Source organism: Campylobacter sp. P091, assembly GCF_002138935.1.
GTDB classification, from domain to species: Bacteria; Campylobacterota; Campylobacteria; order Campylobacterales; family Campylobacteraceae; genus Campylobacter; species Campylobacter devanensis.
Genome location: NZ_MJKZ01000006.1, coordinates 72,185 through 87,171, shown reverse-complemented (window position 1 = coordinate 87,171; position 14,987 = coordinate 72,185). Strand labels below are relative to the sequence as shown.

The window sequence follows — 14,987 nt, the reverse complement described above, 5'->3', positions numbered from 1 at the left end:
TCTAGTTTATAAATTAGACACCATCGAATTTATCATAAATAAATTTAGCTTGGAATTAAAATTAAATTAATGCTTTGCCAAATAGTTTGTATCATATAAATTATTGATAAAATCATCATTATTCATCATATTTATATGGAAATCTTTAGTTGTTTTAATCCCTTGTATGATTAGCTCATCAAGTGCGACTTTCATCTTAGCAATAGCTCTATTTCTATCTATATCATGGACGATTAATTTGCCTATCATGCTATCATAATACGGCGGAACGCTATAACCCTCATAGACATGGCTATCCATTCTGACATTTCTACCGCCTGGGGCGACATATTTTGTGATTTTACCTGGATTTGGGGTGAAGCTTTTTGGGTCTTCGGCTGTGATTCTACACTCTATTGAGTGGCCACTTAATTTGATATCTTTTTGCTCTGGCAATCTCTCGCCTTGTGAGATTCGTATCATCCACTCTATCAAGTCTAATCCGCTACACATTTCGCTCACACAATGCTCGACTTGAAGTCTTGTATTCATCTCAATAAAATAAAATTTATTATCTCTTTGATCGTATAAAAACTCAAAAGTCCCCGCACCCGTATATCCTATAGCTTTAGCAGCATTTACGGCTGTTTGGTGTAATTCATCTCTAGTTTTATCATCCAAAATTACTGCTGGGCTTTCTTCTATTAATTTTTGATGGCGGCGCTGCATTGAGCAATCTCTCTCACCCACATGTATTACATTGCCATACTCATCGCCTAGGACTTGGACCTCTATGTGGCGTGGATTTGAGATATATTTTTCCATATACATTGTTCCATCACCAAAGGCACTCATAGCCTCGCTCTCAGCTGACCAAAAGCTCTTTTCTAAATCCTCTTCTTTCTCTACCACTCTCATACCACGGCCACCGCCACCTGCGGCTGCTTTTATAATCACTGGATAGCCTATTTGAGCTGCTAATTTCTTAGCTGCTTCTATATCTTTGATAGAGCCATCACTACCTGGTACAACTGGAATTCCCGCTCTCATCATCATCTGTTTGGCTTTGCTTTTATCACTCATTAAAGCCATAGCCTCTACACTTGGGCCTATAAATTTGATATTGTGCTTTTCGCAAATTTCTACGAAATTTTGATTTTCACTCAAAAATCCATAACCTGGAAATATCGCATCAGCTTCGCTAATCTCGCAAGCTGTGATAATAGCTGGGATATGTAGATAGCTCTCGCTACTTCTAGCACCGCCTATACAGATACTAGCATCAGCGTATTTAACATAAAGAGCATCTTTATCAGCTGTAGAATGCACTACAACTGCTTCTTTGCCCATCTCTTGGATAGTTCTAAGCGCTCTAAGGGCTATTTCACCACGATTTGCTATTAGGATTCTTTTAATCTCTCTCATAGTTTTTCAACCTCAAATAACGCCATACCAAATTCCACCGGCTGGCCATCTGCGATTAGGGCTTTTGTAATTCTACAATCAAACTCAGCTTCAATCTCATTCATAATTTTCATCGCTTCTATAATGCCTATAGTGTCGCCTTTTTTTACTGTTTGACCTACCTTAACAAAGCTTGGAGCGCCTGGACTTGGAGCTATATAAAATGTCCCTACCATCGGTGCGTTTAATGTATCAGTTGCTGTTGAAGTAGTTACTGTTTTTTCATTTACTACTACATTTATTGGGGCTGGAGCTGGGATTGTAGGGCAAGCTGGGGCTGGGGCTATTTGCTCGCATGGCTCGTGTTTTTCTAGCTCGATTACGAAATCACCATCTTTTATCTTAATTTTATTAATGTTTGTCTCATCAAAAAAGCTCATAAGCTCTTTAATCTCATCTCTTGTCATAAATTCTCCTTAAATTTAATTAACTTTACATTTTATCAAATTTGAGTAAAAGATTTGGTTTAAATTTAAAAAAAATATCTAAAATTTGGATTTATACACTAAATTTAAGCGTAAGATAATCAAAATAATCCAAATTTATCAAACTTCAAAAGTTCGCGTATGTTTTAGTCTATCTATCATCCAAAACATAAATGAGCTAAGAATGAGAGCTTTTTCGTTTTGGCCATTATAAACCGCATTAAATATCGCCAATGATGTTTGGAAAAATAATAAAAACAGCTATCTCAAACCTATTTTTTCCAATACTCAAGCCAACTTCAATAAGATCTTTGGGAAATTCTCAAATGCAGCTTAAATCGGCTTTACAAACAGCGGTAGACTTGCTAAAAATGAAGCTATAACTAAAGCTTTGAAACTAAAAACTATCTCTAAATTTAAAAAACTAGCTATTTCTACCAAATACGTAAAGCAGTAAAAATCCAGTAGCAATAGGTGGAAAAATCATTATAACTAGTTCAAAAAATGTTTTAAATTTACCCTTGTAAAATACCAAAAAATATGCCAGTAAAATAACTATAGTTATAAACAACACCAAAGAAAAACATAGAGTTTTAGTACTCAAAATAAGAGGAGCTAAAAGCCACTCTAAGTTATTTAAGTCCAAATTCTGCAAAAATAACCTTTGAGCGTTCGTTTTGTTTTATCGCACCCATTTGTAGGGCTGCTTCCTTGTCTATATTTTCATTTTGAAGTAAATTTAGCGTGTTTTGATTCTCACTAGCCCAGCCCAGCTCCCAGATCTCTATCATAGCGTCATTTATACCGCGATTATATAGATAGTTTAGTGCCTCCTGATTTTTGTAAAGTAGGCTTTTGTAGTGTAAATTTAGATTTTCAAGTACTTTTTTATCTATTTTATGGCTATTTTGTTCTTTCGTATAAGTCAGGGTAAAGTTATACATATTTGCAAGTTTTTCAACCGCTTCTATATAGCTAAGTTTTTCATATTTCATTATAAATTTGATAGCATCACCACCTGCTTTACAAGCAAAACAGTGAAATATTCCTTTACTAGGGCTTATGCTCATTGATGGGTTTTTATCGTTGTGAAATGGACATACGCACACAAAGTTCCACCTGATTTTTTAGCGGTATGTAGCTACTTATGACATCGCTTATATCTATTATGGCTTTTAAATTTTCTATACTACTTGGTTCTATCATAAAGGGGATTATACCAACTATTTACTTTAATTTAACTCATATTTATAACTCATATCTTTTTAAGTCCGAAAATAATAGATAAAAATATCACTATAAATCTAAAAGAAATCAAATTTAGCACTTTCCAATCACCATTTGCTAGCACAAATCCTACGCTAGAACTTGCTAACAAATTTGCTCCAAAAATGCTAATAGCATTTAGACCTTGTAAGCGTAGTTTATACTCTGAGTTTATGGCATTTAGCATAAATGTTCCGCCATTAAAACTAAAAGCCCAGCCGATACCAACAAGCACTAAACTCCCCAAAATCCTCAAAAACTCACGCTAAAAAGTGCTACCAAAACAGCAATTAAATAAAACAAAATCCCAAGTAAAATAAGCCTAAACGGACTTAAATTTTCCATAAAAAACGCTAAAAATAAGCTTGGTGCATAATAGCTATGAAGTGCCACACAAGCACACTTTTAGCTTCGTCATAGCTAAATTTATATTCACTCATCGCAAGCGGTGCTGCGTTCATATATCAAAGTGCCGATGTTTGCCAAATTTGGTCCTAAAATACCACCCATTATCCCACCTGCTACGACAAAGGCTGTAGCTCTGTTTTTGTCATTTTGCGTAGCTAAATTTAGAGCTTCATTAGCTAAAAATCTATAAAATTGATTGAGCGCAGTAAAAAATCCGAGCAAAAAAGTCGCAAAACAAAATAGATAAAATAGCCCAGACACTAGTGAAAACATAGCAAAACCAGCGCCCAAACAACCAATCAAAGAAGCATATAAAAATACCTTTTTTCTACCAAATTTTTGCATTAAATTTGATGAAAAAATACAGCTATAAAAGCCCCGCAAAGCGTAGCAGAGATAGGAAGCGAGGCAAAACTTACTATTATAACAATGCAGACAAGCCTTAGCATACAAAATATCATCAAGCAGCCACTTTCCAGCTAATCCACTACTAAAAGTTAGCAAAGAGACAACAGCTCCACTAAAACCTTGGCCTAAAAGCAATAAAATGGTATTTTTGTTTAGGAACATAAAAATCTCCTTATTGATTTAAATTTATGAATTTAATTGATTTGATTAAATATTACAATCAGTATTTTTTATAAAAAATAATGCGTTATTGTCGCACCAATTAAAAAGACAAGAGTTGTTGGTCACTACTTAAAAATGTAACTTATTTATTTTATTAATTTCTTAATATATTTTTAAAAAAAGATGATATTCTATACTACTTGATTTTATCATAAGCGAGATTATACCTTGAATTTACTATAATGGTCTTTAAATTTGATTATTAGGTTTAGCATTTGGATTTCTTTTTTATAGAATATCGTGATCCTATTTTTGGGCTAATTGTTCTTTTTGCTGCAGCTCTTTTAGTCGCTATCTCAAGCTATGCTTTGGGAATTTGGGGCGTAAAAGATGAAAATCGCAGTATAGAAAAATTTGTCAAAAAATTTGAAAACTCTAGCGGTCTTAGCCAAAACCATTACAAAAAACGCGAAAGTCAAAACATACGAAACATACTTCATCAATCCCCCCCCCAATTTTATTTTATAGTAAAAAACAATATTTAACATAGCAAAAGTATGAAAAACGCATACTTTTGCCATAAATTTAATAAAATCCTAAAACTTTCCACCAAACCAAACCGGCCAAAATCATCACGACCATATTTACGACCGACATAACAAAACCAATGCCCCACCATTTTTTTAGACTAACATAGTTAGTACCAAAGATGACCGGTGCAGTTCCTGTAGCATAATGTGTTATACCCATCATCACATTTCCAGCTGTAATCATAATAAATGCATACAAAAGCGGTGGTGCACCAAGTGCAAGACCTGCGCTATAAAATACAAAAAACATTGCCGAAATATGTGCAGTTGTCGAAGCAAAAAAGTAGTGTGAATACAAAAACGCAACCGATAAAAATAGCATAATCGAAATCTCGCCAAGACCTAAATTTAGTGCTAATTGTTGTAAATTTGAAGCCAAAAATGTCGTTACTTCAAGTTTGCCAAGCATAGTTGCCATCATAACAAGTGCAGAGAACCAAACAAGCGTATTCCATGCGGCTTTTTGGGCTAAAATTTCATCAAAACTCAAAACACCAGTCACCAACACGACACTAAGACCTAAAAATGCGATAGTTGTGGCATTTAGCGTGATTCCAAACAAAAATCCAAATGCACCAGCCCAAAGTATAAGTAAAAATAAAAATACGCCAAACATAATCTTTTCATCGCATCTCATAGCACCTAGTTTTGCAAGTTTTTCTTTGGCAAAAGCTCTAGCATTTGGGGTGGATTTGATCTCTGGTGGCGATAAAAAATAAATCACCAAAGGCATAATCATCATCGCTAAAATTCCCGGCACAAACATACCCAAAGCCCACTGAATCCAGCTGATCGAAATATCTAAATTTGTAGCTTTTGCGACAAGATCTACGACCAAAGGATTTGGCGCAGTTGCGGTAATAAACATTGCTGAGCTGATCGGATTTGCTTGAAAATTTACAAGTGACAAATATGTTCCGATTTTGTTTTGTGTGCCATCTTCTGGCGTACTTTTGAAGCTTTTTGAGATCGCTTGAACAATCGGATTTATGATAGCTCCAGCCCTAGCTGTATTTGACGGCGTGACTGGTGCTAAAATCGTCTCGCTAAGTGCGATTGAATAGGCAATTCCAAGCGTTTTTTTACCAAAAATAGAGATAAAATAATATGCAAGTCTTTCGCCAAGCCCTGTTTTTATGATGCCTTTAGCTACGATGATTGAAATAACAATGAGCCAAATTAACGCATTTGAAAAGCCACTTAAAGCATCGTTTATACCGGTTTTGGCTTTGAGTTTCCACTCAGCAGCTTTGACTTTTTTGTCTATCTCTTTTTGACTAAATTTATTCAACGCAATACTATTTAAAACAGAAATCTCACTACCATCTAAAAGCTTTGAATTTGCCGTTTTTGTCGTGTTTTTAAGATACAAAGCTGATAATTCTTTTAGCAAATTTTCACCTTCATTTTGTGAGTTTATCTCGATTTTTAGATCGTTTAGTGCATTTTTAAGAGCTAAAATTTTAGCGTTTAAAATCTGTTTTTTTAACTCCATTTTATCAATATCAACTTTGTCTGCTAATGCAGTAAGTGTCTTGATCTGAGTTTGTCTAAGAGTGCTTTGTGGCGTCGTGATTCCAGTAATAGCGACGATTGCGATCGCTATCAAACAGATCGCACCAAGTGGCATAATGGCAAAAATGATAGCCAAAATGACAGCTATAAATAAACCCAAAAAATGCCACGCATTGTCTTCTAGACCATGTGGTGTAGGTAAAACAAAAAACACCGCAGCGATTAAAACACAAATCACAAGAGATAGAATTTTGCGTCCGCTCATTTATTCTCCTTTTTAAGCATTTCAAAATTAACTAGATTGTATAATACTTAGCTTTAACTTAAAATTGTATATAAAATATAATTAAATAAATTTGCATAAAGGGAAATTTATGGGTTTAAAAAGCGATAAATGGATACGCCAAATGAGCTTAGAACACAAGATGATAACTCCATTTTGCGAAGAAAATATCGGTCGTGGTGTTGTCAGCTATGGGCTTTCTAGTTATGGATATGATATTAGGGTTGGAAATGAATTTAAAATCTTTACAAATGTAGGTGGTACAGTTGTAGACCCTAAAAATTTTGATGAGAAAAATGTAGTAGATTTCATCGGTGATATCTGTATTGTGCCGCCAAATTCATTTGCCTTAGCTAGGACGGTGGAGTATTTTATAATGCCTAGAGATACCCTAGCTATATGCCTTGGCAAAAGCACATACGCAAGGTGCGGGATAATAGTCAATGTAACGCCATTTGAGCCTGGATTTGAAGGACATATCACAATTGAAATTTCAAATACTACCCCACTTCCGGCTAAAATTTACGCAAATGAGGGGATAGCTCAGGTGCTATTTTTACAAGGGGATGAGATTTGTGAGACTAGCTATGCTGATAAAAATGGCAAATATCAATCCCAAACTGGCATAACCCTACCAAGAATACTACAATAAGGGTTTAAAATGATGGTTTATAGCAGACAAAAAATAGAAGATGATGATATACAAGCCGTGATAGAAGCGCTAAAAAGCGATATGCTTACATGTGGAAATCGTGTGGTTGATTTTGAGAGTGCTTTGTGCGAGCTTACTGGAGCCAAATTTGCTGTGGCGATGAACTCAGCTACTTCAGCACTTCACGCTGCATATATTGCTCTTGGTGTGGGATTTGGCGATGAAGTTATCACCACCCCCATAACTTTCGCAGCCACCGCAAATGCGGCTATAATGTGTGGCGCTAGGATTAAATTTGCTGATGTACTTTTAAATGGTAATATAAATCCAGCCTCTATAAAAGAGTTAATAAGCGATAAAACCAAGGTTATAACCGCTGTGGATTTTGGTGGGTATCCTGTAGATATGGATGCTATCAAAGCGTTAATAAAAGAGCAAGATATTAAAATTATTGATGATGCTAGTCACGCTTTGGGTAGTAGTATTAATGGCAAGATGGTTGGCACTTTGGCTGATGCTACGATTTTTAGCTTTCATGCGATTAAGCCTATTACGACTTTTGAGGGTGGGGCTTTGCTAACTAATGATGAAAATATCGCTAAATCCGCTAGACTCACACGCTCACATGGTATGATAAAAAAAGAGGCTTGGAATATGGATATGGTAACTCTAGGCTATAATTACCGCTTAAGCGATGTGGCGTGTGCTTTGGGGCTAAGTCAGCTTAAAAAGCTTGATAAGTTTATCTCTAGGCGTTATGAGATTGCTAAGATATATGATGATGCCTTTAAAAACTCAAAATATCTAAAAACGATAGATATCCCAGATAATATAAGAAGTGCTAGACATCTATATCCGGTGCTTTTAAACTCGAATTTATGGTGCGTAAAAGAGGATATCTATAACGAACTTCACGCTATGGGCATTGGGGTACAAGTGCATTATAAGCCAACTTATCAATTTAGCTTTTATAAAAATTTATATGGCGAGATGAGATTAGATGGTGCTGAGGATTTTTATAGAGCTGAGCTTAGTCTGCCGTGCCATCAGATGATGAGTGATGATGAAGCAAGAGTGGTTATATCAAGCTTAAATCAAATGTTAGAAAAATATAGCATTGGGTGCGGGATTTGATAGATTTAGGATTTTAATACTCAAATTCCTACTCCCTAGCATCGGCTAAAACTAGGCCAAAAAGCACCCTAACTCCGGCTCTTTTTAAGAGCTTTTGAGCCTCTAACATACTAGAGCCGGTGGTGATTATATCATCTACTAAAATTACAGGATATTTAATCTGCTTTAAAAGCTTGAATTGCCGTGGATTTTTACGACGAAACTCCAAAGATTTTCCAGCATATTTCATGCTATTTGTAGCACGCAATGCCCTATAAAGTGGCGATAATTCTGAATTTGATAAAGCCTTAGCTAGGATAGCAGTATGAGAATATCCGCTTTTTGTATTATCATCAAGCGGAATTACTAAAACCTTGCTTCCAAAGCTAAACTCACTAGCGAATTTGGTTAGGCTCAAACGAGCCAAATTCGAAATCGCAAATGAGCCACAAAGATGATGCTTAGTAGATAAAATCTCTTTTATATCACTATATTTATAAAAATAATATACCTTAAATCCATCTACTAATCTACAACCTTGCTGATACTCACTAAGTATCTTTTGGCAATCTTTACATATCAATTTAAGCGATATTTTAGCACATTTTACACATCGCATTAATTTACCAAAATAGCCTTAGAAATGGCCTTTTATAACTTTGAAATCTCTTGAGCAACTTTATTGGCTGATTGCTTGATTAGTAGATTCATATATAGGTCAAAATCCTCTATCTTGCTTACGCTTAGATCGCTTACATTTTGAGTTGTAGTGATATAGAGTGTTCTATTTTTATTGATATTTTTAATTTTTAGCGTACCAAAGAGTTTTGAATTTAAATAATTTGCACCTGGACTATAAATGCTTTTGATATTATCAAATTCAAACTGAACCCTATATGTATAAGGCGAATCACCATCACTTGCAACATAAATTCCACGAGCTTCTAGTTCAGCAGCTAATGTTTCGTAAAATACTTTAGCAAAATTTTTATCAAATTTAATATATTTACCATTAATTTTTATTAACTTTTGTGTTTCTATTAAATCGATAACTTTATGGATATATACCTTTTTTAGTGCTGCTGATGTATCGATTGTGCGGATATTTTCACAACAATTTATTGCTACATCGCTTCTGTATAATTTACCATCAATTAGCGTCTCATAGCCTCTTTGTGAGCAAGGCTCACACTTTGCATCTATGCGAAATAGTGTTTGTTTAGGTTTTTGCTCCTGGTTAGTTTGTGTGTTATTGCTTACAGCACATCCACCTAAAATCATTGTTAAAACTAAAACCAAAAATACTCTCATTTTCTCTCCCTTATAGATTTTATACTCTCTCCTGCTAGGCCATAATTTTGCATATCTATCTCATCGATGATTACAACGGTACTAGATTTATTCCTACCTAAGACCCGACTTACTAACTCTGTTGCACCCTCTATAAGCTGTGCTTTTTGCTCAGCTGTAGGCTCTCCATTCTCTTTAGTTACTCTAATGTTGATATATGGCATTACTTTCCTTTTAAGTTATATTAGCAAATTTTGTGCCATTGTTAATTTTATATACTATTTTACTATTTGCCACTCTCCGTTATTATCTCTTTTGAGTTTGATCTTATCTCCATCTATGTGGGCATTAGCAGATCTGATTTTGATAGTTATATAGGCGTTATTTTCACTGATATCTTGGCTTAATATCTCTATATTTTTTATTATCTCATTTTGATTTTTATCCATAGCATTTTGTATATACTCCATTGCTGGGTTGGATTTGATCTCTTCTGGCAAGGCAACCTTGATAATCTCTTGGATATTGGCATCTTTAACGCTATTTAATATATCTGTCGCCTTAGAGCTATCAGAGTTACATCCAGCTATAATCAATGCTGGTATAATCCATAATCCCCTTTTCATCATCTCCCCTTAATCTATCTTAAGCACGCTTAAAAACGCCTCACTAGGCAAGGTAACCTTGCCTATGGCTTTCATACGCTTTTTACCCTCTTTTTGCTTTTCTAGGAGTTTTCTTTTGCGTGTTATATCGCCACCATAGCATTTAGCAGTTACATTTTTACCCATTGATTTGACCGTCTCTCTAGCGATAATTTTGCTTCCTATACTAGCTTGGATCGCTACTTCAAATAGCTGTCTTGGGACTATCTCTTTCATCGCTTTGACAAAATCCCTACCCTTACTCATAGCCTTTTCTTCAGGTACTATGATAGATAGAGCATCTACGGTCTCGCCTGCTACTTTAATATCTAGCTTAACTAACTTGCCAATCCTATACTCACTTGGCTCATAATCAAAACTCGCATAGCCTTTTGTGGCGCTTTTGAGCTTATCATAAAAATCCATAACTATCTCATTCATCGGTATATCATACTCCAAAAGAACCCTTGAAGTGGTGATATAATCCATCTTAGTTTGAATAGCACGGCGTGAGCTTAAAAGAGTTATGATATTGCCTAAAAACTCGCTTGGCGTGATAATAGTAGCCTTGACATATGGCTCTTTTATATGCTCTATTTTATTTACTGGCGGTAATTCGCTTGGGTTTTGGATATTTATAGTAGCTCCATCGGTGCATACTACTTGATAGGTAACTGTCGGTGCGGTAGCTATCAAATCTAGATTAAACTCACGCTCTAATCTCTCTTTGACCACTTCCATATGTAATAAACCCAAAAATCCAACCCTAAATCCAAAACCAAGAGCCGCTGAAGTTTCAGGCTCATAACTTATAGAGCTATCATTTAATTTTAATTTATCTAAAGCATCTCTTAAATCTTCGAATTTATCCGTATCAATAGGATATAATCCAGCAAAGACAAATGGCTTGGCCTTTTCAAATCCACCTATTGGCTCTGCGGCCCTATTTTTGGCTAGGGTTATGGTATCGCCTACGCTGACACTGGCTACATCTTTTAGCCCTAAAACCACTATGCCTACCTCACCAGCTTTTAGCTCATTAGTCTTGATAGGCGAAACAGGATTTGGATACATCAGATCTAATACAATATGCCTTTTATCAGTTCCCATTACATAGACTTCATCACCCTTTTTAAGGCTACCATCATATAATCTCACAAGAGCCAAAGCACCTAGATAGTTATCAAACCAACTATCATAAATAAGCGCTTTAAGTGGCAAATTTAAATCCGCTTTTGGCGGTGGAATCTTGCGAATTATCGTCTCTATTAGCTCTTTTATCCCAACTCCACTTTTAGCACTCACCTCTAAAGCCTCAGAGCAATCAAGCCCAATAACATGCTCTATCTCATTTTTAACTCTATCAGGATCGGCTGCTGGGAGATCTATTTTGTTTATTACTGGAATTATCTCAAGATTATTTTCAAGTGCGATATATACATTTGCTATTGTCTGGGCCTCGACTCCTTGAGAGGCATCTACTACTAGCAAAGCCCCTTCACAACTTGCCAAACTCCTACTAACTTCATAGCTAAAATCCACATGTCCCGGGGTATCAATCAAATTTAATATATAATTCTGCCCATCAAGTGTATAGCCAAGCCTTACAGATTGCGCTTTTATAGTGATTCCGCGCTCTTTTTCTATATCCATTGTATCCATGACTTGAGAGCTCATAGATCTCTCATCGACAGCGCCACACTCTGTTATAATGCGATCTGCTAGCGTGCTTTTACCATGATCTATATGGGCTATGATGCTGAAATTTCTTATATTTTCCATAATTTTCCTAACTATTTGATAAAATCTGCGGCTCTCCAAACAGCCGTTTTAACTCTTTTAAATTCATATCCTCTTGGCTCATTGATGATTTTAGTGCCTCTAATCCTTTTGGCTCATCGGTTGGTTTTGAATTTGGATTTTGCTTATTTAGCGTAGTCTGCCCTATTATTGGTGGCATTGGAGCACGGCTAAGCGGGCTTTGCTTTTTTGGTTCACTTTTTTGTACATTTAGCTTGCTATTATCTCCATAAATACTACGAACAGATGGTAAAATTACATCATTATAAAATTTCCTAGCCAAAATTAGCTGATCATCACTCATAGCAAACTCAAGATTTAAAGTGTTATCTTTAAATCCTTTAAAACTCACACACTCATCAAAAATTACACCTAGTTCATAGCTTTTATCATAAATGGCATCAACAAATAGTTGATAGTTATTTTTTGATTTTGGCTTAACTGATGTTAAATTAGAATGGTTTTGCTCTGTTGGCTGCGAGGTTAAATTTGACACTGAATTTAGCGATAAATTTGAATTGGGTGATTGAGATTTTAGTGATGATATCGCATCATCAATATTTGTAAGATTAAATGCCTCAAGCATCATAAATAATGTGATAAATAAAACAAATTCTGGATCGGCTGAGTTATTTAGCATAGCTTTAGCTTCGCTTAATATCCTAAAAAATCTCTCAAAAATCAAAAGTGAAAAGTCGCCATTTTGGTGTATAAATTTATACTTTAAATGCTCGATTAATTCATCAATTATTGAGCTAGAATCATAATTTTGAAGCTCATTTAAAAGCTGTAAAAGATTATTTTTATCCCTTGAATTTATTATTGCAAATATCTCATCTACCTTAGCTGGATCAAGTAGTCCTAGCATATCTACAATAACCTTATGCGTGAGCTTTTCGTGTGAGTAGATTATAGCTTGATCAAGCAAGGTAAGAGTATCTCTAAGGCTACCACCACCACTTCTGGCTAAGACCTCTAAGGCTCTTGGCTCAAATTCAATCCCTTCTTTATTTAATATAAACTCCAAATGCTTTACCACACTAGCCTTGGCAATAGAGTGAAATCTAAAATGTTGAGTCCGTGATAAAACAGTAGCTGGAAGTTTCAGAGGATCAGTAGTCGCTAAAATAAATTTAACATAATCAGGTGGCTCTTCAAGTGTCTTTAAAAGCGCATTAAAGGCCTCTTTGGTTAGCATATGAACCTCATCAATGATAAATATCTTAAATCTCGCACTACTTGGTGAGTATTTTGTCTGCTCAATTAACTCTCTGATATCATCGATTTTACGATGGCTTGCTGCGTCCATCTCTATGATATCCATATGTCGATTTTCATTAGCCATTATACAATTTGGGCAAACTTCGCACGGATGAGCGCTTATACCCTTTTGACACAATAAAGCCTTAGCAAAAATCCTAGCGCTACTAGTTTTGCCACTCCCTCTAAGCCCCGAAAATAGATACGCATGGCCTAATCTATTAGAATCTAAGGCGTGAGATAGCGTATTTGCCACCACATCTTGACCTATTAATTCATCAAAGCTCTTTGGGCGATATTTGAGTGCTAAAGCTTTCAAATTTAGTCCTTATTCATTCATTATGCTTAAAAGCTCTTTATTGTTTTTGGTTTTTAACATTTTAGAGTATAGGAATTTAAGAGCCTCTATGTCATCCATAGTAGCTATAATATTTCGTATAGCCCAAATTTTGCCTAAATCATCGCTACCTTGTAGCAATTCATCTTTTCTAGTGCCGGATTTGAGTATATTTACAGCTGGATAAATTCTGCGATCTGAAATGGTGCGATCTAAGATAATTTCGCTATTACCCGTACCTTTAAACTCTTCAAATATCACATCATCCATTCTAGAACCTGTATCGATCAAAGCAGTCGCTACTATCGTTAGACTTCCGCCATTTTCTATATTTCTAGCTGCACCAAAAAATCTCTTTGGTTTATGAAGGGCATTGGCATCCACACCACCGCTTAAAACCTTACCGCTACTTGGGGTTACTGTGTTATACGCTCTAGCAAGGCGAGTAATGCTATCAAGCAATATCACAACATCTTTTCCCATCTCTACTAGCCTTTTAGCCTTTTCTATCACCAACTCGGCTACCCTTACATGATTTGACGCTGGTAAGTCAAATGTAGAGCTAAATACCTCACCACGCACACTGCGTTGCATATCTGTAACCTCTTCTGGCCTCTCATCTATTAAAAGCACTATTAGCTCAACTTCTGGATGATTTCTTGTAATGCCGTGAGCTAGCTCTTTCATAAGCTCAGTTTTACCTGTTCTAGGTGGGGCAACTATAAGTCCCCTTTGCCCCTTGCCTATCGGGGTGAAAAGATCAAGCACACGACCTGTAAGCTTCATTGGATCATATTCTAATTGAATTTTTTGATTTGGAAATAGCGGAGTTAGATTATCAAATAATGGGCGCTCTTTGGCTTCGGCTATGGATTTATAATTTATCGCTTCTATCTTTAAAAGAGCGTAATATTTCTCTTGTTCTCTTGGCTCTCTTACTTGTCCGGTTATGATATCACCGACTCTTAGGGCGAATTTTTTAATCTGGCTTAGGCTAACATATGTATCATTAGCAGAATCACTCAAATTCGCATCAGTAGAGCGTAAAAAGCCATATCCGCCCTCAACTATCTCTAAAATTCCAGTAAATAAGATAAATCCGCCTTGTTTGGTTTGGGCTTTTAGAATTTCAAATACTAGCTCTTGGCGGCGAAATTCTCTAGGGTTTTGGACGCCTACTTCTTCGGCGATTGCTACTAGGCTATCTAAGTCTTGGAGTCTTAACTCTTCTATTTTATAGCCATCAACTGGCGTATGTGTGCGTGTGTGTTGTTTTTTGGTTGGTTGGTTTGATTGTTGAGCAGTTTCCTTATTTTCCATTAGACCTCTTTAATATAGTGAATAAATAGCAGTACAACGAATAAAATTGTAGTTTGAAAGAACCAATTTTA

17 protein-coding genes are annotated in these 14,987 nt (G+C 35.7%); 3 read left to right on the top strand and 14 right to left on the bottom strand.

The window, feature by feature from the left end:
* Positions 1-66 precede the first annotated feature (66 nt).
* The 6 genes from CIGNP91_RS07000 to CIGNP91_RS06975 form a co-directional block, all read right to left on the bottom strand.
* Complete coding sequence (locus CIGNP91_RS07000; protein ID WP_086253752.1) at positions 67-1,404, bottom strand: acetyl-CoA carboxylase biotin carboxylase subunit; 1,338 nt, start codon at positions 1,402-1,404, stop codon at positions 67-69.
* Complete coding sequence (accB, locus tag CIGNP91_RS06995) at positions 1,401-1,850, bottom strand: acetyl-CoA carboxylase biotin carboxyl carrier protein (RefSeq protein ID WP_086253751.1); 450 nt, start codon at positions 1,848-1,850, stop codon at positions 1,401-1,403. Before accB ends, CIGNP91_RS07000 begins: the two co-directional genes overlap by 4 nt.
* Before the next feature lie 650 nt (positions 1,851-2,500).
* A complete protein-coding gene (locus tag CIGNP91_RS06985; RefSeq protein ID WP_236848384.1) occupies positions 2,501-2,977 on the bottom strand; it encodes a CHC2 zinc finger domain-containing protein in 477 nt (158 codons plus the stop codon).
* Positions 2,949-3,074: a hypothetical protein gene (locus CIGNP91_RS08855; protein ID WP_272887711.1), complete on the bottom strand. Its 126-nt coding sequence runs from the start codon at positions 3,072-3,074 to the stop codon at positions 2,949-2,951. Before CIGNP91_RS08855 ends, CIGNP91_RS06985 begins: the two co-directional genes overlap by 29 nt.
* A gap of 49 nt (positions 3,075-3,123) precedes the next feature.
* Positions 3,124-3,369, bottom strand: coding sequence for a hypothetical protein (locus tag CIGNP91_RS06980; RefSeq protein WP_086253749.1), 246 nt, complete (start codon positions 3,367-3,369; stop codon positions 3,124-3,126).
* Positions 3,370-3,566: 197 nt separating this feature from the next.
* Complete coding sequence (locus tag CIGNP91_RS06975) at positions 3,567-4,112, bottom strand: hypothetical protein (protein WP_086253748.1); 546 nt, start codon at positions 4,110-4,112, stop codon at positions 3,567-3,569.
* Between the two features lie 275 nt (positions 4,113-4,387).
* On the opposite strand from CIGNP91_RS06975, the gene CIGNP91_RS06970 reads away from it, so the two are divergent.
* Positions 4,388-4,657 carry a hypothetical protein gene (locus CIGNP91_RS06970; protein WP_180383226.1) on the top strand — a complete coding sequence of 90 codons (270 nt, stop codon included), beginning with the start codon at positions 4,388-4,390 and terminating at the stop codon, positions 4,655-4,657.
* Between the two features lie 40 nt (positions 4,658-4,697).
* Here the strand turns inward: CIGNP91_RS06970 and CIGNP91_RS06965 are convergent, their stop codons facing one another.
* A complete protein-coding gene (locus CIGNP91_RS06965; protein WP_086253747.1) occupies positions 4,698-6,482 on the bottom strand; it encodes a DASS family sodium-coupled anion symporter in 1,785 nt (594 codons plus the stop codon).
* A gap of 109 nt (positions 6,483-6,591) precedes the next feature.
* Here CIGNP91_RS06965 and dcd point away from each other — a divergent pair, with 109 nt between their 5' ends.
* Together dcd and pseC are read left to right on the top strand one after the other, a co-directional pair.
* Positions 6,592-7,152, top strand: a complete 561-nt coding sequence (gene dcd, locus CIGNP91_RS06960; RefSeq protein WP_086239172.1) for a dCTP deaminase — start codon at positions 6,592-6,594, stop codon at positions 7,150-7,152.
* A gap of 9 nt (positions 7,153-7,161) precedes the next feature.
* Positions 7,162-8,286 (top strand): UDP-4-amino-4,6-dideoxy-N-acetyl-beta-L-altrosamine transaminase, encoded by a 1,125-nt coding sequence (gene pseC, locus CIGNP91_RS06955; RefSeq protein WP_086253746.1) that lies wholly within the window; start codon positions 7,162-7,164, stop codon positions 8,284-8,286.
* Between the two features lie 28 nt (positions 8,287-8,314).
* On the opposite strand, the gene CIGNP91_RS06950 is transcribed toward pseC, so the two are convergent.
* Genes CIGNP91_RS06950 through rho form a run of 7 tightly spaced genes read right to left on the bottom strand, consistent with a single transcriptional unit; the run spans position 8,315 to position 14,916 of the window.
* A complete protein-coding gene (locus CIGNP91_RS06950; protein WP_086229684.1) occupies positions 8,315-8,884 on the bottom strand; it encodes a ComF family protein in 570 nt (189 codons plus the stop codon).
* A 32-nt stretch (positions 8,885-8,916) separates the two neighbouring features.
* Positions 8,917-9,576, bottom strand: coding sequence for a hypothetical protein (locus CIGNP91_RS06945; protein WP_086229685.1), 660 nt, complete (start codon positions 9,574-9,576; stop codon positions 8,917-8,919).
* Positions 9,573-9,779 carry a 2-hydroxymuconate tautomerase family protein gene (locus CIGNP91_RS06940; protein WP_086226820.1) on the bottom strand — a complete coding sequence of 69 codons (207 nt, stop codon included), beginning with the start codon at positions 9,777-9,779 and terminating at the stop codon, positions 9,573-9,575. The genes CIGNP91_RS06945 and CIGNP91_RS06940 overlap by 4 nt, the downstream gene beginning before the upstream one ends.
* A gap of 54 nt (positions 9,780-9,833) precedes the next feature.
* Complete coding sequence (locus CIGNP91_RS06935) at positions 9,834-10,181, bottom strand: hypothetical protein (protein ID WP_086253745.1); 348 nt, start codon at positions 10,179-10,181, stop codon at positions 9,834-9,836.
* Between the two features lie 9 nt (positions 10,182-10,190).
* Positions 10,191-11,981 (bottom strand): translation elongation factor 4, encoded by a 1,791-nt coding sequence (gene lepA / locus CIGNP91_RS06930; RefSeq protein WP_086228426.1) that lies wholly within the window; start codon positions 11,979-11,981, stop codon positions 10,191-10,193.
* A 7-nt stretch (positions 11,982-11,988) separates the two neighbouring features.
* Positions 11,989-13,578 (bottom strand): DNA polymerase III subunit gamma/tau, encoded by a 1,590-nt coding sequence (locus CIGNP91_RS06925; RefSeq protein WP_086253744.1) that lies wholly within the window; start codon positions 13,576-13,578, stop codon positions 11,989-11,991.
* Positions 13,579-13,587: 9 nt separating this feature from the next.
* Positions 13,588-14,916, bottom strand: a complete 1,329-nt coding sequence (rho, locus tag CIGNP91_RS06920) for a transcription termination factor Rho (protein ID WP_086225018.1) — start codon at positions 14,914-14,916, stop codon at positions 13,588-13,590.
* Positions 14,917-14,987: the final 71 nt, after the last annotated feature.